The sequence below is a fragment of the Kitasatospora sp. NBC_01287 genome (assembly GCF_026340565.1).
In the GTDB taxonomy this organism is placed as follows: Bacteria; Actinomycetota; Actinomycetes; order Streptomycetales; family Streptomycetaceae; genus Kitasatospora.
Window position 1 is genome coordinate 8136570 of record NZ_JAPEPB010000001.1, and the last position, 19982, is coordinate 8156551.

At 71.7% G+C, this 19982-nt stretch carries 17 protein-coding genes; 16 read left to right on the top strand and 1 reads right to left on the bottom strand.

From position 1 onward, the window contains the following. Positions 1 to 534: 534 nt before the first annotated feature. The 16 genes from OG455_RS34755 (at position 535) to OG455_RS34830 (ending at position 19639) form a co-directional block, all read left to right on the top strand. A complete protein-coding gene (locus OG455_RS34755; protein ID WP_266300265.1) occupies positions 535 to 1290 on the top strand; it encodes a phosphocholine cytidylyltransferase family protein in 756 nt (251 codons plus the stop codon). Then, complete coding sequence (locus OG455_RS34760; RefSeq protein ID WP_266300266.1) at positions 1278 to 2339, top strand: iron-containing alcohol dehydrogenase family protein; 1062 nt, start codon at positions 1278 to 1280, stop codon at positions 2337 to 2339. The genes OG455_RS34755 and OG455_RS34760 overlap by 13 nt, the downstream gene beginning before the upstream one ends. 214 nt (positions 2340 to 2553) lie before the next feature. Then, a complete protein-coding gene (locus tag OG455_RS34765) occupies positions 2554 to 3291 on the top strand; it encodes a CDP-alcohol phosphatidyltransferase family protein (RefSeq protein WP_266301061.1) in 738 nt (245 codons plus the stop codon). Positions 3292 to 3389: 98 nt separating this feature from the next. Beyond that, positions 3390 to 4235, top strand: a complete 846-nt coding sequence (locus OG455_RS34770; RefSeq protein ID WP_266301062.1) for a glycosyltransferase family 2 protein — start codon at positions 3390 to 3392, stop codon at positions 4233 to 4235. Between the two features lie 125 nt (positions 4236 to 4360). Next, on the top strand, positions 4361 to 5299 hold the full coding sequence (locus OG455_RS34775; protein ID WP_266300267.1) for an ABC transporter permease: 939 nt from the start codon (positions 4361 to 4363) through the stop codon (positions 5297 to 5299). Then, positions 5292 to 6152 carry an ABC transporter ATP-binding protein gene (locus tag OG455_RS34780; protein WP_266300268.1) on the top strand — a complete coding sequence of 287 codons (861 nt, stop codon included), beginning with the start codon at positions 5292 to 5294 and terminating at the stop codon, positions 6150 to 6152. Before OG455_RS34775 ends, OG455_RS34780 begins: the two co-directional genes overlap by 8 nt. Positions 6153 to 6539: 387 nt before the next feature. Then, positions 6540 to 7442, top strand: a complete 903-nt coding sequence (gene hpnC / locus OG455_RS34785) for a squalene synthase HpnC (RefSeq protein WP_266301063.1) — start codon at positions 6540 to 6542, stop codon at positions 7440 to 7442. A gap of 41 nt (positions 7443 to 7483) precedes the next feature. Beyond that, on the top strand, positions 7484 to 8341 hold the full coding sequence (hpnD, locus tag OG455_RS34790; protein WP_266301064.1) for a presqualene diphosphate synthase HpnD: 858 nt from the start codon (positions 7484 to 7486) through the stop codon (positions 8339 to 8341). Positions 8342 to 8501: 160 nt separating this feature from the next. Continuing rightward, positions 8502 to 9971: a hydroxysqualene dehydroxylase HpnE gene (hpnE, locus tag OG455_RS34795; RefSeq protein WP_266300269.1), complete on the top strand. Its 1470-nt coding sequence runs from the start codon at positions 8502 to 8504 to the stop codon at positions 9969 to 9971. A 107-nt stretch (positions 9972 to 10078) separates the two neighbouring features. Next, entirely contained in the window at positions 10079 to 11176 is a 1098-nt protein-coding gene (locus OG455_RS34800; protein WP_266300270.1) for a polyprenyl synthetase family protein, read from the top strand. 7 nt (positions 11177 to 11183) lie between these two features. Then, the gene (gene shc, locus OG455_RS34805; RefSeq protein ID WP_266300271.1) at positions 11184 to 13265 is read left to right on the top strand and encodes a squalene--hopene cyclase; all 2082 of its coding nucleotides are present in this window, start codon (positions 11184 to 11186) and stop codon (positions 13263 to 13265) included. After that, positions 13262 to 13972 (top strand): 1-hydroxy-2-methyl-2-butenyl 4-diphosphate reductase, encoded by a 711-nt coding sequence (locus OG455_RS34810; protein ID WP_266300272.1) that lies wholly within the window; start codon positions 13262 to 13264, stop codon positions 13970 to 13972. Before shc ends, OG455_RS34810 begins: the two co-directional genes overlap by 4 nt. A 2-nt stretch (positions 13973 to 13974) precedes the next feature. Further along, positions 13975 to 14997, top strand: coding sequence for an adenosyl-hopene transferase HpnH (hpnH, locus tag OG455_RS34815; RefSeq protein WP_266300273.1), 1023 nt, complete (start codon positions 13975 to 13977; stop codon positions 14995 to 14997). Between the two features lie 86 nt (positions 14998 to 15083). Continuing rightward, the gene (ispG, locus tag OG455_RS34820) at positions 15084 to 16244 is read left to right on the top strand and encodes a flavodoxin-dependent (E)-4-hydroxy-3-methylbut-2-enyl-diphosphate synthase (protein WP_266300274.1); all 1161 of its coding nucleotides are present in this window, start codon (positions 15084 to 15086) and stop codon (positions 16242 to 16244) included. 67 nt (positions 16245 to 16311) lie between these two features. Further along, positions 16312 to 18234 (top strand): 1-deoxy-D-xylulose-5-phosphate synthase, encoded by a 1923-nt coding sequence (gene dxs / locus OG455_RS34825; RefSeq protein ID WP_266300275.1) that lies wholly within the window; start codon positions 16312 to 16314, stop codon positions 18232 to 18234. Then, positions 18224 to 19639, top strand: coding sequence for an aspartate aminotransferase family protein (locus OG455_RS34830; protein WP_266300276.1), 1416 nt, complete (start codon positions 18224 to 18226; stop codon positions 19637 to 19639). The genes dxs and OG455_RS34830 overlap by 11 nt, the downstream gene beginning before the upstream one ends. Before the next feature lie 32 nt (positions 19640 to 19671). On the opposite strand, the gene OG455_RS34835 is transcribed toward OG455_RS34830, so the two are convergent. Continuing rightward, positions 19672 to 19947, bottom strand: a complete 276-nt coding sequence (locus OG455_RS34835) for a DUF6343 family protein (RefSeq protein WP_266300277.1) — start codon at positions 19945 to 19947, stop codon at positions 19672 to 19674. Between the last annotated feature and the right edge of the window lie 35 nt (positions 19948 to 19982).

The following is a 19982-nucleotide window of genomic DNA, read 5'->3' on the forward strand; positions in this document are numbered from 1 at the left end:
CGGGTGCGCCACCCGGGCGAGCCCCCCCGGTCCAGCGGACGGCAGTACGCCCCCGGCGCGGTTGTACTCGGCGCTGACGGAGGGCGTCGGCTGCCCAGTCTGCCGCATGGTGGGGTCACTGGGACGGATTCGACGCACCAGCCCCGGGAACACCGGCGCGAAGGCACGGTCGGGCGCCCCGGAGGGGAACGGGCGTCCACTCCGTGGCTGAATATCGAACACCAGTCGGTCACGACCCTGTCACGTCCCCGTCATCCAAGATCCTCGCCGCCTCCACGCGAGTCCCGCCGGACCCTCGCGCGGCCCCGGACGCGGCCTGGGGCGGCGTTCGGGCTGGTCGCGGCCGTCGCCTACCATCACATACGACACGGTGCTCCGCCGAGCGGCGGGACCGGGGCGTCACCCGGGGCGTCACCGGGGCGTTCTCGGGCGTTCTCGGGCGTGGTGCCGCGGGCCGGTGCCCGGCGGGCGCGGGCCCGAGACCCGGTCCGCGTACCGGGTACCCGGGTACGACGACGAATCAGGAGACCCCGCATGATCGGCCTCGTTCTGGCGGCCGGAGCCGGCCGCCGACTCCGCCCGTACACCGACACGCTCCCCAAGGCGCTGGTGCCGGTGGACGGCGAGAGGACCGTGCTGGACCTCACGCTCGGCAACTTCGCCGAGGTCGGGCTGCGCGAGGCCGCGATCGTCGTGGGGTACCGCAAGGAGGCCGTGTACGAGCGGCAGGAGGCGCTGGAGCAGAAGTACGGCGTCAAGCTCACCCTGGTCGAGAACGACAAGGCCGAGGAGTGGAACAACGCCTACTCGCTCTGGTGCGCCCGCGATCTCTTCGGTGAGGGCCTGCTGCTGGCGAACGGCGACACCGTGCACCCGGCCTCCGTCCAGCGCACCATGCTCGACGGAAACGACCGGCTGATCGCCGAGGGCCGGGCCCCGGGCATCCTGCTCGCGCTGGACACCGTGAAGTCGCTGGCCGACGAGGAGATGAAGGTCGTCGCCGACCCGGTCAAGGGCATGCAAAAGATCACCAAGCTGATGGATCCGCTCGACGCGACCGGCGAGTACATCGGCGTCACCGTGATCAACCCGTCCGCCGCCGCCGAGCTGGCGCGGGCGCTGCGCACCACCTTCGAGCGCGACCCGCAGCTCTACTACGAGGACGGGTACCAGGAGTTGGTCGACGGCGGCTTCCGGATCGACGTGCAGCCGATCGGCGAGGTCTCCTGGGTCGAGGTCGACAACCACGCGGACCTGACGAAGGCGCGGGAGATCGCGTGCCAGTACTGACCCGGCTGATCCCCTCCCCGGTCTTCGTCGAGATCCGTCCGGGCGCGCTGGACTCCCTGGCCGGCATCCTCGCCGACCAGCGGCTCTCCACCGCCGGACGGGTCGCGGTGGCGATCAGCAACGGCTCGGGCGCCCGGCTGCGCGAGCGCCTGCTGCCGATGCTGCCGGACGCCGACTGGTTCGAGGCGGCCGACGGCACCCTGGACGGTGCGGTGCGGCTGGCGGACGAGGTCCGCGGCGGGCACTACGACGTCCTGGTGGGTCTCGGGGGCGGTAAGATCATCGACGCCGCCAAGTACGCCGCCGCGCGGGTCGGGCTGCCTGTGGTCGCCGTCGCCACCAACCTGGCGCACGACGGCATCTGCTCCCCGGTCGCCACGTTGGACAACGACGCGGGCCGTGGCTCCTACGGGGTGCCCGGACCGATCGGTGTCGTGGTCGACCTGGACGTGGTCCGCCAGGCCCCGCGTCGCTACGTGGCGGCCGGGATCGGTGACGTCCTGTCCAACATCTCGGCCTGTGCCGACTGGGAACTCTCCCAGCGCGTCACGGGCGAGAAGGTGGACGGACTGGCGGTGGCGATGGCCCGTTCCGCGGGCGAGAGCCTGCTGCGCCACCCGGGCCGGCTGGAGGATTCGGACCTCCTTACGGCACTCGCGGAAGCACTGGTACTGTCCGGCATCGCGATGAGCATCGCGGGCAGCACCCGGCCTTCCTCGGGCGCCTGCCACGAGATCTCGCATGCTTTGGACGTGCTGCATCCCAAGCGCTCCGCGCAGCACGGCGAGCAGGTCGGCCTCGGGGCCGCCTTCGCGAGCTTCCTGCGGGGGGAGCAGGAGCTGACCAAGCTGATCGTCGACCGCCTGCGGGCCCACGGCCTGCCGGTGACCGCCGATCAGATCGGCTTCACCGAGGCGGAGTTCACCGATGCGGTGCACTACGCTCCGAACACCAGGCCGGGCCGCTTCACCATTCTCGAGCACCTCGACCTCTCCCCATCAGCGATCAGGGACGCGTACGCCGACTATGTCCAAGCCGTCAACAGCTGAGGCACCGCCCGCACCGGGCGGCAGCGCCTCAACAGCCGGCACCTCCTCGCGGGCCGGCGGCGCCTCAACAGCCCGCGCAGCCGCCCCCGTTGCCGCACAGGTTGCCGCCCCCGCGGCGGCCGCCATCGGCGCCGGGCCCGACCTGGTGGTCCGCCCCGACCTCACGGTCCGCCCCTCGATCGAGGAACTGCGCGCCGTGATCCACCCGGCGGGCATGCTGCAGCGCCGCAGCGCCGAACACTGGGCCGGCCGCCTCTACATGCGCGGCGTCTCGCTGCGGATCACCCGGATCCTGTCCACGGTCACCGCGATCACGCCCAACGGGCTGACCTACCTGATGATGGCCACCGGCATCCTGGCCGGCGCCGGGCTGCTCGTTCCCGGCCTGGCCGGCGCCGTCGCCGGGGCGCTGCTGATCCAGCTCTACCTGCTGCTCGACTGCGTGGACGGCGAGGTGGCCCGCTGGCGTCGGCAGACCTCGCTGACCGGTGTCTACCTCGACCGGGTCGGCCACTACATGTCGGAGGCCGCGCTGCTGACCGGCCTGGGCCTGCGCGGCGCGGACCTGCTGCACCGCGCCGGGAGCGCCGCGCACTGGGAGTGGGCCTTCCTCGGTGCCCTGGCCGCGCTCGGCGCGATCCTGATCAAGTCGGAGACCGACCTGGTGGACGTGGCCCGGGCCCGCAGCGGACTGACCGCCGTCGAGGACAGTGCCTCGGTGCCGCGCTCGGCGGGCGTGGCCAGGGCCCGCCGGGTCGCCTCCCTGCTGAAGTTCCACCGGCTGGTGGGCGCGGTCGAGGCCTCGCTGCTCATCCTGGCGGCCGGGATCGCCGACCAGGCGCACGGCGGCCTCCTCTTCACCCGTCTCGCGATCGTGGTGCTCGCCGCCATCGCGATGCTCCAGACCGTGCTCCACCTGCTCAGCATCGTCCTCTCCAGCAGGCTCCGGTGAACATGACCACTGATCACGCCAGCGACCCCGCTGTCGACGCCACCAACGACCCCGCCACCAAGGCCGACACCTTCCGCCTGGGTGCCGTCATCATCACCATGGGCAACCGCCCGGCCGAGCTGAACGCGCTGATCGACTCGGTGCTGGCGCAGCAGGGCCAGGCCGTCCAACTGGCCGTGGTCGGCAACGGCGCCCCGCTGCCGCCGCTGCCCGCCGGGGTGCGTGCCGTCGAACTGCCGGAGAACCTCGGCATCCCTGGCGGGCGCAACGTGGGCATCGAGCTCTTCGGCCCCGACGCCCGCGAGGTGGACGCCGTCCTCTTCCTGGACGACGACGGCCGGCTGCCGCTGACCGACTCGGCGAAGCTGCTGCGCGAGGCCTTCACCGCCGACCCGGGGCTCGGCATCGTCAGCTTCCGGATCGCCGATCCGGATACCGGCGCCACCCAGCGCCGGCACGTACCGCGGCTGCGCGCCGCCGACCCGTTGCGCTCCTCCCGGGTCACCACGTTCCTCGGCGGTGCCAGCGCCGTCCGGTCGGAGGTGTTCGAGCAGGCCGGGCAGCTGCCCGGTGTCTTCTTCTACGCCCATGAGGAGACCGACTTCGCGTGGCGGGCGCTGGATGCCGGGTGGTCGATCGACTACCGGGCGGACATCGTGCTGCACCACCCCGCCACCTCGCCCGCCCGGCACGCCGCGTACTTCCACAACGTGGCGCGCAACCGGGTGTGGCTGGCCCGACGGAACCTTCCGGCCCCGTTGGTGCCTCTCTACCTGAGTACCTGGATCCTGCTCACCCTGGCCCGCCGTCCCGCCCCGGAGGCGCGCAAGGCCTGGTGGGGCGGGTTCCGGGAGGGCTGGCGCACACCGTGCGGTGAGCGGCGCCCGATGCGATGGCGTACTGTATGGCGATTGACCAGGTTGGGCAGACCGCCGGTCATCTGATCACTCGGTGGCGGACACCACGCCGCCATCCGGCCCCCCTGTGATCCGCTTGGATCTCCCCGCCGAGAGCCCCGGCGCCTGCCCCCCGGCCAGCAGCCGGACTTCCGAGCCCGTGAAGGACGAATGTGTCGACAGTGACTGAACCGATCAACCTCTCACTACCTGGGGGTGTTGACACCGGACTGACCCCGAAGCAGCTCGCCGACAAGTACGGCCTGAGCGTGAGCGGCGCCCGCCCAGGGCTCTTCGCCTACACCAAGCAGTTGTGGGGGCGCCGACACTTCATCGTCGCCTTCGCGACCGCGCGGCTGGTGGCGCAGTACACCACGGCGAAGATGGGCCAGATCTGGCAGGTCGTCACGCCGCTGCTGAACTGCGCGGTGTTCTACCTGGTCTTCGGCGTCATCCTGAGCGGCAACAACACCCCGAAGTACATCCCGTGGCTGTGCGTCGGTGTCTTCATCTTCCAGTTCATCCAGAGTGCCATCCAGTCCGGCACCGGGGCGATCTCGTACAACCTCGGGCTGATCCGCGCGCTGCACTTCCCGCGGGCCTGCATGCCGATCGCCTTCACGGTCATCCAGCTCCAGCAGCTGCTGATCTCGATGGTCGTGCTGGTCGCCATCGTGCTGTCCAACAACCTGATGCCCGGGCTGACCTGGTTCCAGGTGATCCCGACGCTGATCCTGCTCTCCTTCTTCAACACCGGTCTCGCGCTGGTCTTCGCCCGGATCGGCGCCAAGACCAGTGACGTCTCCCAGTTGATGCCGTTCCTGCTGCGCACCTGGATGTACCTGTCCGGCGTCATGTACACCATCTCGGACCACGTCAAGAACTGGCCGCACTGGGTGCAGATGATCGCCCAGGCCAACCCTGCCTCCGTGTACATGGAGCTGGTGCGGCACGCGATGATCCCGAGCATCTACAGCAAGCACAAGTACCCCAGTAATCACCTGACCATGCCGCCGCACATCTGGGCGATGGCCACGGGCTGGGCTGTCGTGGCCTTCGTGATCGGCTATGTGTTCTTCTGGAAGGCCGAAGAGGAGTACGGACGTGGCTGACACCATCACGAAGTCCGATGAGGAGATGACCAAGGAGGAGCGGGCTGCAGCCCGCCGGGAGCGTGACGTCCGCGCGGTCGAGGCCGCCAAGGAGACCCGCACCCCCACCGTGGTCGTCGACGACGTGCACATCGTCTACAAGGTGCACGGCGCCTCCGCCGGCAAGGGCAGCGCCACCTCGGCTCTCTCCCGCCTGATCTCCCGCAAGCGCTCGCCCGCGATCACCGAGGTGCACGCGGTGCGCGGCGTCAGCTTCACCGCGTACAAGGGTGAGGCGGTCGGCCTGATCGGCTCCAACGGCTCGGGCAAGTCGACCCTGCTGTCGGCGATCGCCGGCCTGCTGCCGACCGAGAAGGGCGGCATTTACACGCACGGCCAGCCCTCGCTGCTCGGCGTGAACGCGGCCCTGATGGACGACCTGACCGGTGAGCGCAACGTGGTGCTCGGCTGCCTGGCGATGGGCATGAGCCCGGCCCAGGTGAAGGAGCGCTACCCGAACATCGTCGACTTCTCGGGCATCAACGAGAAGGGCGAGTTCATCAACCTGCCCATGCGCACCTACTCCTCCGGTATGGCCGCCCGCCTGCGCTTCTCCATCGCGGCGGCCAAGACCCATGACGTGCTGCTGATCGACGAGGCCCTGTCCACCGGTGACCAGGCCTTCCAGCGCCGCAGCGAGGCCCGCATCCGTGAGCTGCGCAAGGAGGCCGGTACGGTCTTCCTGGTCAGCCACAACAACAACGCGATCCGGGACACCTGCGAGCGGACCGTCTGGATCGAGACCGGCAAGCTGATCATGGACGGTCCGACCGACGAGGTCGTCGGCATGTACGAGCGCGGCGAGCGCCCGTAGGGCCGCACCGTAGCCGGCCCGCAGAGCCGGTGTCCGAAAACGCGCGAGCGTTTCGGGCACCGGCTCTGGCATTGTTGCCCTCGGCAACGAGGTGATCCTCCGGCTCCCATCGGGGGCCGGCCTCGGCGCGTGCCCTGCGTTCACGCCCCCGCGTGTGCGCCGGGAGGGTGAGGGGGGTCGGCGCGCCGGGGGGTGGTCTTTTCGGCGAGCGGCCGGAAGTGAAAGGCTGAGGGCCGGGAGCGGCCCAGCCTGCGGGGGAGCGTGTCCGAATCAGGTCCATGGTCAGCACCGGTGTAGAACGGGGGAGTGACGGCAGTGACGACTTCGGCTCAGTTCTCGGCGCGGCCGGGCAGTGGCGGAGCGGGCGATCCCGACCAGGGGGAGACACTGGCCAAGGCGGCCCGGGAGAACTTCCCGGTCGCGCCCGGCTTCCTGCCCGCCGCCTGGCGCGACGACCTGATGGCCGTCTACGGCTTCGCCCGCCTGGTGGACGACGCGGGTGACGGCGACCTCGCCGATCCCGCGGCCACCGCCGCGCTGCTCGGCGCACCCGCGCACGGCGGTGACGAGACCGCCTTCCGGCTCGGCCTGCTCGACGCGCTGGAGCGCGACCTGGACCGCGCCTTCGAGGCCGCGCTGCCCGCGGCCCTGCCGGGTGCCGTCGGCGCCGAGCCCCCGCGCCACCCGCTGCTGGGCGCCCTGGTCCCGCTGATCGGTCGGCACGCCGTCACGCCCGAGCCGTTCCGCCGCCTGATCCAGGCCAACCGGGTGGACCAGACCACCACCCGGTACCCGACCTTCGACAGTCTGGTCGGCTACTGCACGCTGTCCGCCGACCCGGTCGGCCGCCTGGTGCTCGCGCTCGCCGACGTCGCGACGCCGGAGCGGATCGAGCTCTCGGACGCGGTCTGCACCGCGCTCCAGGTGATCGAGCACCTGCAGGACGTGGCCGAGGACTTCGCCCGAGGTCGCGTGTACCTCCCGGCCGAGGACCTGGCGAGGTTCGGCGTCACCGAGGCCGACCTGGCCGCCCCGACCGCCGGTGGCGGGGTGCGCGAACTGATCGCCTTCGAGGCGGCCCGGGCGCGGACCCTGCTCGATCACGGCGCGCCGCTGGTGGGTACGGTTCGGGGGAGGCTTCGACTTCTCCTGGCGGGATTCACCGCGGGTGGGTACGCGGCCCTGGCGGCCATCGAGGCCGCCGGGTACGACGTGCTGGCCCAGCAGCCGAAGCCCGACAAGCGCCGCCTCGCGATGAAGGCGGCGGCCATCTTCGCGAAGGGAAGGTGAACGCCCGAGTGGCGGCATCACCACTGGCGTCGGCACCGGTCATGGCGGCGTACCGGTACTGCGAGGCGGTCACCGCCCTGCAGGCCCGCAACTTCAGCTATGGGATCCGGCTGCTCCCCGAGTCCAAGCGCCTGGCCATGTCCGCGCTCTACGCGCTGGCCCGCCGGGTCGACGACATCGGCGACGGCGAGCTGTCCGCCGAGCGCAAGCAGGAGCAGCTGCTCGCCACCCGTGCCCTGCTGGACGAGGTCCGGGCCGGCGCGGTGACCGAGGAGGACACCGATCCGATCAAGGTGGCTCTGGCGGACGCCGCGCGGCGGTTCCCGATCCCGCTGGACGCCTTCGACGAGCTGATCGACGGCGTCGAGATGGACCTGCGCGGCGAGGAGTACCGGACCTTCGAGGACCTCAAGGTCTACTGCCGCTGCGTGGCGGGCTCGATCGGCCGGCTCTCGCTGGGCGTGTACGGCTGCGCGGACCCCAAGCGCGGTGCCGAGTACGCGGACACCCTGGGCCTGGCGCTGCAGCTCACCAACATCCTGCGCGACCTGCGCGAGGACGCGGTCAACGGCCGCACCTACCTGCCCGCCGAGGACCTGGCCAGGTTCGGCTGCGAGCAGGGCTTCGCCTCGGCGGTGCCGCCGGCCGGCGCCGACTTCACCGGCCTGGTGGCCTTCGAGGCCCGGCGCGCCCAGGGGTACTTCGAGGAGGGCCTGCGGCTGCTGCCGATGCTGGACCGCCGCAGCCGTGCCTGTACCGCCGCGATGGCCGGCATCTACCACCGGCTGCTCGCGCGGATCGCCGCCGAGCCCGAGTCGGTGCTGCGCGGCCGGGTCTCGCTGCCGGGCTGGGAGAAGGCGTACGTCGCGCTCTCCGGCCTGGCCGGAGGACGTTCTTGAACCCGTCCGACCCCCCATCAGCCGCCGGCGACGGGGAATCAGCGAGAAGGTCGGCAGCGTTGTTGTTGCGGGTGTTGTGCGTGGGACAGGTGCGCACTCAGGTGAACGGTGCCGCGGCACCGGTGGCCCGGGTGTCCGGAGCGGTCAGCGGGGAGGTGCGATGAGTGCGGTGAGCGGGCCGAAGGTGACCGGGCCGAGCAGGCCGGGCGAGCAGGCGGGCCGGCCCGCCGCGGTGGTGGTCGGCGGCGGACTGGCCGGCCTGACCGCCGCGCTCCGGCTGGCCGAGGCCGACCACCGGGTGACCCTGGTCGAGGCCCGCCCCCGGCTGGGCGGGCTGGCCTTCTCGTTCCGCCGCGGCGAGCTGACCGTGGACAACGGGCAGCACGTCTTCCTGCGCTGCTGCACCGCCTACCGCGGCCTCGTCGAGCGCCTCGGGGCCACCGACCAGGTCACGATCCAGCCCCGGCTCGACGTGCCGGTGCTCGCGGTGCACGGGGAGCGGCGACGGCTCGGCCGGCTGAGCCGGGCCGGGCTGCCCGTCCCGCTGCACCTGGCCGCCAGCCTGGCGACCTATCCGCACCTGGGCCCGCTGGACCGGCTTCGGGTGGTGCGCGGCGCGCTCGCGCTGCAGCGCCTGGACCTCGCCGACCCGGCGCTGGACCAGGTTTCCTTCGGCGCCTGGCTGCGCGCGCACGGCCAGAACGAGCGCACGCTGGCCGCCCTGTGGGACCTGGTCGGCGTGGCCACCCTGAACGCCCGGGCCGACGAGGTCTCGCTGGCGCTGGCCGCGATGGTCTTCAAGACCGGGCTGCTCACCGACCCCGGGGCCAGCGACATCGGCGCCGCCGCCGTCCCGCTCGGTGCCCTGCACCACGACGCGGCGCTCGCCGCGCTGGAGCGCGCGGGCGTCGAGGTGCGGCTGCGCGCCAAGGTGGTCGAGCTCAAGTCGGTCTCGGCCGCCGTCGGACCGCCGCACGCGCTGCGGCTGGAGAGCGGCGAGCTGCTCAGCGCCGACACCGTGGTGCTGGCCGGCGCCCAGGACACGGCCGCCGCCCTGCTGCCGCCCGAGGCGATCGAGGGGCAGCACCGGCTCGCCGAGCTGGGCACCGCGCCGATCCTGAACGTGCACGTGGTCTACGACCGCACGGTGCTGCGCCGCCCGTTCTTCGCCGCGCTCGACTCCCCGGTGCAGTGGGTCTTCGATCGGACGCCGCACTCCGGTCTCGCCGGCTCCGAGCTCGCCAGGACCCGCCCCGGTGCCCAGTACCTGGCACTGTCGCAGTCCGCGGTGCGCGAGGAGATCGACCTGCCGGTCGCCGAGCTGCGGGAGCGCTACCTGCCGGAGCTGGAGCGCCTGCTGCCCGCCGCCCGCGGCGCCGAGGTGCTCGACTTCTTCGTCACCCGCGAGCGCACCGCCACCTTCGACCCGGCGCCCGGCACCGCGGCGCTGCGGCCGGCGGCCGCCACCAGGATCCCCGGCCTGCTGCTGGCCGGTTCGTGGACCGCCACCGGCTGGCCCGCGACCATGGAGAGCGCCGTGCGCAGCGGCCACGCCGCCGCCGACGCCGCGCTGCGCGCCGCGGGGGTCCGGGTCCCGGTGGACCGCGGCGACGGGCGGTGGCCCCGATGAGCGCGCCGCAGGCAGCCCCGCCCGCCCCAGCGGGCCCGGCGGGCCGTTCAGCGGCTCACCCCACCAGCACCGACCCCAGCACAACGGCCCACGGAGAGGGAACACACGTGGAGGCACGCCCCAGCACGGCCGCGGGAGCCACGGCCCAGGCCGAGCCCGTCTCGGTACCCGAGCTGCTGGCCAGAGGCCGCACGCTCTGCACCCCGCCGCTGCGCGCGGCGATCGCGCGGCTGGCGCCTCCGATGGACGCGGTCGCCGCCTACCACTTCGGCTGGACCGACCGGGCCGGCAACCCCACCGCGGGTGACGGTGGCAAGGCGGTCCGCCCGGCCCTGGCACTGCTCTCGGCGGAGGCGGCGGGTGCCGACGCATCTGCCGGAGTACCGGGTGCGGTGGCCGTTGAGCTGGTGCACAACTTCTCGCTCCTGCATGATGATCTGATGGACGGTGACGAGACCCGCAGGCACCGGGCCACCGCTTGGACGGTCTTCGGCCCGGCCCAGGCCATCCTGGTCGGTGACGCGCTGGCCACTCTCGGCACCGAGGTCCTGCTCGACTCCGCGCTCCCCTCCAAGGGTCATTCGGCGACCGCCGCCGACGCGGCCCGCGCCGTGCGGCTGCTCACCACCGCCACCCGCAAGCTGATCGACGGCCAGGCCCAGGACCTCTCCTTCGAGCACCGCGACGTCGTCACCGTCGAGGAGTGCCTGGCGATGGAGGGCAACAAGACCGGCGCCCTGCTGGCCGCGGCCTCCGCCGTCGGCGCGGTGCTGGCCGGCGCCGACGACCGCACCGCCGACGCGCTGGAGCGCTACGGGCACCACCTGGGCCTGGCCTTCCAGGCCGTCGACGACCTGCTCGGCATCTGGGGCGCCACCGAGGTCACCGGCAAGCCGCACTGGGGGGACCTGCGCCAGCGCAAGAAGTCGCTGCCGGTCGCCGCCGCGCTGGCCGAGGGCGGGACGGCCTCGCGCCGGCTGGCCGAGCTGCTCGCCGACCCGCACGGCCGCGGCGAGGAGTCCGAGGAGGTGCTCGCCGGGCGCGCCGCGCTGATCGAGCAGGCGGGGGGCCGTGCCTGGACCCAGGAGGAGGCCCGCCGCCAGCACACGACCGCCCTCGCCGCACTGGACGAGGTATCGATGGCCGACGAGGTGCGCGAACGCTTCGTCGCCCTCGCCGAATTCGTGGTGGTACGAGAGAGGTGACATCAAGTTGACAGCAACCGCGGACGGCCGGCTCGACCCTGAGTACGATCCCGAGCCGGTCGCGGTGGACGAGCGGCCGGCCGAGCCGGTGGGCGCCCCCTGGCAGGTGGGGGTGGCGGGCGCCGAGGACGCCGCCGAGCCGGTGGCGGCCGCCCCGGCGAGCCGCGCGCAGATCGAGGACAGCTTGCGCCGGGCCACCGCGCACCTGCTGTCCCTGCAGGACGCCGAAGGCTGGTGGAAGGGGGACCTGGAGACCAACGTCACCATGGACGCGGAGGACCTGTTACTCCGTCAGTTCCTGGGAATCAGGACCGCGGAGCACACCGCGGCCACGGCCGAGTGGATCCGCTCGCAGCAGCGCGCGGACGGCACCTGGGGGACCTTCCACGGCGGTCCGCCGGAGATCTCCACCACGGTCGAGGCCTATGTCGCGCTGCGCCTGGCCGGCGACGAGCCGGACGCCCCGCACATGCGGGCGGCCGCCACGTACGTCCGCGACTGCGGTGGCATCGCGGCGACCCGGGTCTTCACCCGGATCTGGCTCGCGCTCTTCGGCTGGTGGCCGTGGGAGCGTTTGCCGGAGATGCCCCCCGAGATCATGTTCCTGCCCAAGTGGCTGCCGCTGAACATCTACGCGTTCGGCTGCTGGGCCCGTCAGACCATCGTCCCGCTCACCGTGGTCTCCGCGCACCGCCCGGTCAGACCGGCGCCGTTCGACCTGAACGAGCTGCACACCGACCCGGACAACCCGTTCCCGCTGCGCCCGCTCGCGCCACCAGCCAGCTGGGACGGCCTCTTCGAGCGGCTCGACCTGGTGCTGCACGCCTACCACAAGCGCGCGGTGCGCCCGCTGCGCCGGCTGGCCCTGAGCCAGGCGGGGCGCTGGATCGTCGAGCGGCAGGAGGCGGACGGTTGCTGGGGCGGGATCCAGCCGCCCGCCGTCTATTCGCTGATCGCGCTGAACCTGCTCGGCTACGAGCTGGACCACCCGGTGATGAAGGCGGGACTGGCCGCCTTCGAGCGCTTCACCGTGCACACCGAGGACGGCAAGCGCTGGCTGGAGGCCTGCCAGTCCCCGGTCTGGGACACCTGCCTGGCCACCATCGCGCTGGTCGACGCCGGGCTGCCGGCCGACCATCCGGCGCTGGTCAAGGCGACCGACTGGATGATCGGCGAGGAGATCACCACCAAGGGCGACTGGTCCGTCCAGCGCCCGCAGCTGGCCCCGGGCGGCTGGGCCTTCGAGTTCCACAACGAGACCTACCCCGACATCGACGACACCGCCGAGGTGGTGCTGGCCCTGCGCCGGGTGCGCCACCCCGACCCCGCCGTGGTGGCGGGGGCGGTCCACCGGGGCGTGGAGTGGAACCTCGGGATGCAGTCCAAGAACGGCGCCTGGGGAGCCTTCGACGTCGACAACACCAGCACGCTGCCGAACAAGCTGCCGTTCTGCGACTTCGGCGAGGTGGTCGATCCGCCGTCGGCCGATGTCACCGCCCACGTGGTGGAGATGCTGGCCGAGGTCGGCAAGGCCGACGACCCGCGCACCAGACGTGGCGTGGACTGGCTGCTGCGCAACCAGGAGGCCGAGGGCTCCTGGTTCGGCCGCTGGGGGACCAACTACATCTACGGCACCGGTTCGGTGGTGCCGGCCCTGGTCGCCGCCGGGGTGCCCGAGTCCGACCCGGCGATCCGCCGCGCGGTGCGCTGGCTGGAGGCGCGGCAGAACCCGGACGGCGGCTGGGGCGAGGACATGCGCTCCTACGAGGACCCGGAGAACTGGTCCGGGCGCGGCGAGTCCACCGCCTCGCAGACCGCCTGGGCGCTGATGGCGCTGCTGTCGGCCGGCGAGGGCCCCGGTGGACGGTTCGCGCCCGCGGCCGACCGGGGCAGCGCCGCGGTCGAACGCGGCGTCGGCTGGCTGGCCGCCACCCAGCTGGCCGAGGGCAGCTGGGACGAGCCGCAGTTCACCGGCACCGGGTTCCCGTGGGACTTCTCGATCAACTACCACCTCTACCGGCTGGTCTTCCCGGTCACCGCGCTGGGCCGCTACCTGCACGGCAACCCGGTGCTGGGGAGGCTGACATGAGTGCTCCACTCCTGGTCCTGTGCGCGCTGCCCCCCGAGGAGTGGGCGCTGCGCGGCGGTGACTGGGCGAACGCGCTCGGCGGTCCGGCGGTGCTCGCGCGCACCGGGATGGGCCCGATCCGCACCGGACGGACCGTCAGCACCCTGCTGGCGGCCGCTCCTTCGGGATACGGCGCGGTGCTGATGACCGGATTCTGCGCCGCCGCCGCGCCGGGAACAAGACCCGGCGACGTGATTGTTGCCGACAGGGTGCAGTCCGCCTCGGGATGTTCAACTGCCACCCGGTCGCCCGATCTCCTCGCCCAGGCCGTCACCGCTCTGGACCTGCCGGTGCGCACCGGCCCGCTGTACTCCGCCGACCACGTGGTGCGCGGCCACGAGCGCCGGATGCTGCACCGCCGAGGAGTGCTCGCGGTGGACATGGAGTCCGCCGCCGCGCTCGACCGGCTGCCCCCGGGGCTGCCGGTTGCGGCGATCCGGGTGGTGGTCGACACCCCCGAACGCGAGCTGCTGCGACCGGGCACGTTGCCGGCCGGGCTGCGCGCCTTCCGTACCCTGCGGGCCCTGGTGCCCGCTCTGCTCGGCTGGCACCGCGCCACCCTCGGCGCTCAGGCCGGTGCCCCGCACCCGCGCCCGATACCGGAGCCGTCCGCCTTGCCCCCGATGCCCCACTCTTCTCAGCCGACGCTCCCTCAGGAGGCGAGCTAGCCATGGCCATGCCGCTGCGCCAGACCGTGCGGGTAGGTACCTACCTCATGCAGCAGAAGCTGCTCAAGCGGCGGGACAAGTTCCCGCTGATCGTCGAGCTGGAGCCGCTCTTCGCCTGCAACCTCGCCTGTGAGGGCTGCGGGAAGATCCAGCACCCGGCCGGGGTGCTCAAGCAGCGGATGCCGGTCGCCCAGGCGGTCGGTGCGGTGCTGGAGTCCGGCGCCCCGATGGTCTCCATCGCGGGCGGCGAGCCGCTGATGCACCCTCAGATCGACGAGATCGTCCGCCAGCTGGTGGAACGGCGCAAGTACGTCTTCCTTTGCACAAACGCGCTGCTGCTGCGGAAGAAGTTGGACAAGTTCACTCCTTCGCCGTACTTCACCTTCACGGTGCACATCGACGGGCTGCGCGAGCGGCACGATGAGTCGGTCGCCAAGGAGGGGACGTTCGACGAGGCGGTGGCCGCCATCAAGGAGGCCAAGCGACGGGGGTTCCGGGTGACCACCAACAGCACCTTCTTCAACACGGACACCCCGCAGACCATCATCGAGGTGCTGGACTACCTCAATGACGACCTCAAGGTCGAGGAGATGATGATCTCTCCGGCCTTCGCCTACGAGAAGGCTCCGGACCAGGAGCACTTCCTGGGTGTCGAGCAGACCCGCGAACTCTTCCGCAAGGCCTTCTCCGGCGGCAACCGCGGCCGCTGGCGGCTGAACCACAGCCCGCTCTTCCTGGACTTCCTGGAGGGCAAGGTCGACTTCGAGTGCACCGCGTGGGGCATCCCCAACTACTCGCTCTTCGGCTGGCAGCGTCCCTGCTACCTGATGTCGGACGGGTACGTGCCCACCTACCGCGAGCTGATCGAGAAGACCGACTGGGCCAAGTACGGCCGTGGCAAGGACCCCCGCTGCGAGAACTGCATGGCGCACTGCGGCTACGAGCCGACGGCCGTGCTGGCCACCATGGGCTCGCTCAAGGAGTCGCTGCGGGCGCTGCGGGAGACCGTCAGCGGCAACCGCTGAGTCGGCGGGCCCGGCGCGCGTGCGGGACCGTGCGCCGGGCTCGACCATGACACCAGGACCAACACAGCAAGGATGTGCGAACAGTCATGACCGCGATCTCGCTCGGTATTCCGTCCCTGCCGCTGAAGCCGTTGGCCCAGCGGCGTCATTCGCGTCGGATCATGGTCGGCAACGTTCCGGTGGGTGGTGACGCGCCGGTGTCGGTGCAGTCGATGACCACCACGTTGACCTCGGATGTGAACGCGACGCTCCAGCAGATCGCGGAGCTGACGGCTTCGGGGTGTCAGATCGTGCGGGTGGCGGTGCCTTCGCAGGACGATGCGGACGCGTTGCCGATCATCGCGCGCAAGTCGAAGATCCCGGTGATCGCGGACATCCACTTCCAGCCGAAGTACGTGTTCGCGGCGATCGACGCGGGGTGTGCGGCGGTGCGGGTGAATCCGGGCAACATCAAGGCGTTCGACGACAAGGTGGGTGAGATCGCGAGGGCGGCGGGGTCGGCGGGGGTGCCGATCCGGATCGGGGTCAACGCGGGGTCGTTGGACAAGCGGTTGTTGGAGAAGTACGGGCGGGCGACTCCTGAGGCGTTGGTGGAGTCGGCGTTGTGGGAGTGCTCGCTGTTCGAGGAGCACGGGTTCCGGGACATCAAGATCTCGGTGAAGCACAACGATCCGGTGGTGATGATCAACGCGTACCGGCAGTTGGCGGCGGCGTGTGATTATCCGTTGCATCTGGGGGTGACGGAGGCGGGTCCTTCGTTCCAGGGGACGATCAAGTCGGCGGTGGCGTTCGGGGCGTTGCTGGCGGAGGGGATCGGGGACACGATCCGGGTCTCGTTGTCGGCGCCGCCGGTGGAGGAGATCAAGGTCGGCAACCAGATCCTGGAGTCGTTGAACCTGCGTCAGCGTGGTCTGGAGATCGTGTCGTGTCCTTCGTGCGGGCGGGCGCAGGTGGATGTGTACAAGCTGGCGGAGGAGGTCACCGCTGGTCTGGAGGGCATGGAGGTGCCGCTGCGGGTGGCGGTGATGGGGTGTGTGGTGAACGGGCCGGGTGAGGCGCGTGAGGCGGATCTGGGGGTGGCCTCGGGCAACGGCAAGGGGCAGATCTTCGTCAAGGGCGAGGTGATCAAGACCGTGCCCGAGTCCAAGATCGTCGAGACCCTGATCGAGGAGGCCCTGCTGCTCGCCGAGCAGATGCAGGCCGAGGGCGTCCCGGCGGGCGTTCCGACGGTGATCGGCGCAGGCTGAACCCAGACGTCCCATCAGTTCCGCGCGTCCTGCCAGTCCCTCCGACACCGAGTGAAGAGGTGGAGCCATGTCCCTCCTGTCCTCAATCCACGGACCAGCCGATCTGCGGCGACTGCCGGCCAACCGGATGCCGCAGCTGGCCCAGGAGATCCGGGACTTCCTGATCGAGGCCGTCTCCCGCACCGGCGGTCACCTCGGGCCCAACCTCGGGGTGGTCGAGCTCACCATCGCGCTGCACCGGGTCTTCGACTCGCCCCGGGACCGGATCCTCTTCGACACCGGACACCAGACCTACGTGCACAAGCTGCTCACCGGGCGGCAGGACTTCAGCCGGCTGCGGGCCAGGGGCGGACTCTCCGGCTACCCGTCCAGGGCCGAGTCCGAGCACGACGTGATCGAGAACTCGCACGCCTCCACCGTGCTCGGCTACGCCGACGGCATCGCCAAGGCGCATCAGATCCAGGGGCACGGGGACCGGCACACCGTCGCGGTGATCGGCGACGGCGCGCTCACCGGCGGGCTCGCCTGGGAGGCGCTCAACAACATCGCCGAGGCCGCGGACCGCCCGCTGGTCATCGTGGTCAACGACAACGAGCGCTCCTACGCCAAGACCATCGGCGGCCTGGCCAACCACCTGGCCACGCTGCGCACCACCCAGGGCTACGAGCGCTTCCTGGCCTGGGGCAAGGAGGCGCTGCAACGCACGCCCGTGGTCGGCCAGCCGATCTTCGAGGCGCTGCACGGCGCCAAGAAGGGGTTCAAGGACTCCTTCGCCCCGCAGGGCATGTTCGAGGACCTGGGCCTGAAGTACGTCGGCCCGATCGACGGGCACGACACCGCCGCGGTCGAGTCCGCGCTGCGCAAGGCCCGCGGGTTCGGCGGCCCGGTGATCGTGCACTGCCTGACGGTCAAGGGCCGCGGCTACCGGCCCGCCGAGCTGGACGAGGCGGACCGGTTCCACGCGGTGGGCGCCATGGACCCCTACACCTGCCTGCCGATCTCGCCGACCGGCGGTACCTCGTGGACCTCGGTCTTCGGTGAGGAGATGGTGGCGGTCGGCGCCCAGCACCCGGACGTCGTGGCGATCACCGCCGCGATGCTCCAGCCGGTGGGCCTGGCCCCGTTCGCCAAGGCCTATCCGCAGCGGATCTTCGACGTGGGCATCGCCGAGCAGCACGCCGTCGCCAGCGCCGCGGGCCTGGCCACCGCCGGGCTGCACCCGGTCGTCGCGGTCTACGCGACCTTCCTCAACCGGGCCTTCGACCAGGTGCTGATGGACGTCGCGCTGCACCGGTTGGGCGTCACCTTCGTGCTGGACCGGGCCGGGGTGACGGGCAACGACGGTGCCTCGCACAACGGCATGTGGGACATGTCGATCCTGCAGGTGGTGCCCGGCCTGCGGCTGGCCGCGCCGCGCGACGCCGAGCAGCTCAAGGCCCAGCTGCGCGAAGCGCTGGAGGTCACCGACGCGCCGACCGTGATCCGCTTCCCCAAGGGGGAGGTGGCCCCGGTCCGCCCGGCCGTCGAGCACCTCGGCGGCGTCGACGTGCTGCAGCGCACCCAGGTGCCGGGGACGAAGGGCCAGGACGTGCTGCTGGTCTCGGTCGGCTCGATGGCCTGCGCCTGCCTGGACGCCGCGGCGCTGCTGACCGCCGACGGCCTGGCCACCACCGTGGTCGACCCGCGCTGGGTCAAGCCGGTCGACCCGGCGCTCGTCCAACTCGCCGCCCGCCACCGGCTGGTGGTCACCGTCGAGGACAACGGCCGGATCGGCGGCGTGGGCGCGGCGATCGCCCAGGCGCTGCGGGACGCCGACGTGGACACCCCGCTGCGCGATCTGGGCATTCCGCAGGAGTTCCTGCAGCACGCCGGGCGCGGCGAGATCATGGAGGAGGCCGGCCTGACCGGCACCGGGATCGCCGCCCAGACCGCGGCCTTCGCCAAGCACCTGCTACCGAACCGAGGAGTGAACGAACCCCGTGCCAGCTGACCGCGTGCCGCTCGACCGACCTGAAGGCGCTCTCGACCTCGCCGCCCTGCTCGCCGAGCGCGGCGGCGAGCGGTACGAGCTGCACGGCCGCTACCTCAATCCGCAGCTGCCGCGGATGCTGCACACCATCGGGTTCGACAAGACCTACGAGCGTGCCGCCGGCCCGTACTTCTACGACGCCGAGGGCAACGAGTACCTGGACATGCTGGCCGGCTTCGGCATCTTCGCGCTCGGCCGCCACCATCCGGTGGTGCGCGACGCGGTCCAGCAGGTGATGGACCTCGATCTGCCCGACCTGACCCGGTTCGACTGCCCACCGCTGCCCGGGCTCTTCGCCGAGCGGCTGCTCGCGCAGGCGCCCGGCCTCGACCGGGTCTTCTTCGGCAACAGCGGCACCGAGGCGGTGGAGACCGCCATCAAGTTCGCCCGCTACGCCACCGGCCGGGGCCGGATCCTCTACTGCGACCACGCCTTCCACGGGCTGACCACCGGATCGCTCTCGATCAACGGTGAGGGCGGCTTCCGCAAGGGCTTCGGCCCGCTGCTGCCGGACACCGCGATCCCGCTGGGTGATCTCGGCGCCCTGCAGCGCGAGCTGCGCAAGGGCGACGTGGCCGCGCTGATCGTGGAGCCGATCCAGGGCAAGGGCGTGCACAGCGCCCCGCCCGGCTGGCTGCGCGCGGCCCAGGAGCTGCTCCACGAGAACAGGGCGCTGCTGATCTGCGACGAGGTGCAGACCGGCGTCGGGCGCACCGGGGCGTTCTTCGCCTACCAGGACGAGGAGGGCGTGCTGCCCGACCTGGTCTGCGCCGCCAAGGCGCTCTCCGGCGGCTACGTGCCGATCGGCGCCACTCTCGGCAAGGGCTGGATCTTCGAGAAGGTCTACTCCTCGATGGAGCGGGTGCTGGTGCACTCGGCCAGCTTCGGCTCCAACGCCCAGGCGATGGCCGCGGGCCTGGCCACCCTCCAGGTGATGCGGGACGAGCGGGTGGTGGAGAACGCCCGCCGGGTCGGTGACCTGCTGCGCGAGCGGCTGGCCGCGCTCACCGAGAGGTACGAGCTGCTCGCCGACGTGCGCGGACGCGGCCTGATGATCGGCATCGAGTTCGGCCGGCCGCGCTCGCTCAAGCTGCGCACCGGCTGGACGGCGCTGCAGGCCGCCCGCAAGGGGCTCTTCGCCCAGATGGTGGTGGTGCCGCTGCTGCAGCGCCACCGGATCCTGACCCAGGTCTCGGGGGACCACCTGGAGGTGATCAAGCTGATCCCGCCGCTGATCATCACCGAGCGCGAGGTGGACCGGTTCGTGGACGCGTTCTGCGAGGTGATGGACGACGCCCACCGCGGCAGCGGCCTGATGTGGGACTTCGGCAAGACCCTGGTGAAGCAGGCCGTGGCGAGCCGGTAGCGGAGTGCTACCGGAGGCCGGTCCGACCGGTCCTAGAGTTCGACCCGGCGGCGCCTGATCACCACGTAGAGGTCGACGCAGGCGACGACGGTCAGCGCGAAGCAGAAGGCGGCGAAGCCGATCAGGGTGTCCCGTGGGGGCGTGCTGGTCGGCTTCGCCAGTGCGGCGAAGAGCGCGAAAGCGGCCGTCATCAGGACGAACACGGGGATGAAGATCAGCGAGAGCAGGAAGCGCAGCTTCAGGTCGCTGCGTGCGAACCTCGGCTCGGTCCCGCTGCGCCATCGGCGTGGTGTGGTCGCGTGCCGCATCTGGTCCACCTCCGTCCGGAACGGGGTACCCGGAC

What these genes read in the sequence shown, in the direction of transcription:
- OG455_RS34770 (WP_266301062.1), top strand. Translation starts at nt 3,390, where the DNA reads ATGGGCAACCGCCCGGCCGAGCTGAACGCGCTGATCGACTCGGTGCTG.
- hpnD (WP_266301064.1), top strand. Translation starts at nt 7,484, where the DNA reads ATGGCGGCGTACCGGTACTGCGAGGCGGTCACCGCCCTGCAGGCCCGC.
- dxs (WP_266300275.1), top strand. Translation starts at nt 16,312, where the DNA reads ATGTCCCTCCTGTCCTCAATCCACGGACCAGCCGATCTGCGGCGACTG.
- ispG (WP_266300274.1), top strand. Translation starts at nt 15,084, where the DNA reads ATGACCGCGATCTCGCTCGGTATTCCGTCCCTGCCGCTGAAGCCGTTG.
- hpnH (WP_266300273.1), top strand. Translation starts at nt 13,975, where the DNA reads ATGGCCATGCCGCTGCGCCAGACCGTGCGGGTAGGTACCTACCTCATG.
- OG455_RS34755 (WP_266300265.1), top strand. Translation starts at nt 535, where the DNA reads ATGATCGGCCTCGTTCTGGCGGCCGGAGCCGGCCGCCGACTCCGCCCG.
- OG455_RS34835 (WP_266300277.1), bottom strand. Translation starts at nt 19,947, where the DNA reads ATGCGGCACGCGACCACACCACGCCGATGGCGCAGCGGGACCGAGCCG.
- OG455_RS34765 (WP_266301061.1), top strand. Translation starts at nt 2,554, where the DNA reads ATGCTGCAGCGCCGCAGCGCCGAACACTGGGCCGGCCGCCTCTACATG.
- hpnE (WP_266300269.1), top strand. Translation starts at nt 8,502, where the DNA reads ATGAGTGCGGTGAGCGGGCCGAAGGTGACCGGGCCGAGCAGGCCGGGC.
- OG455_RS34810 (WP_266300272.1), top strand. Translation starts at nt 13,262, where the DNA reads ATGAGTGCTCCACTCCTGGTCCTGTGCGCGCTGCCCCCCGAGGAGTGG.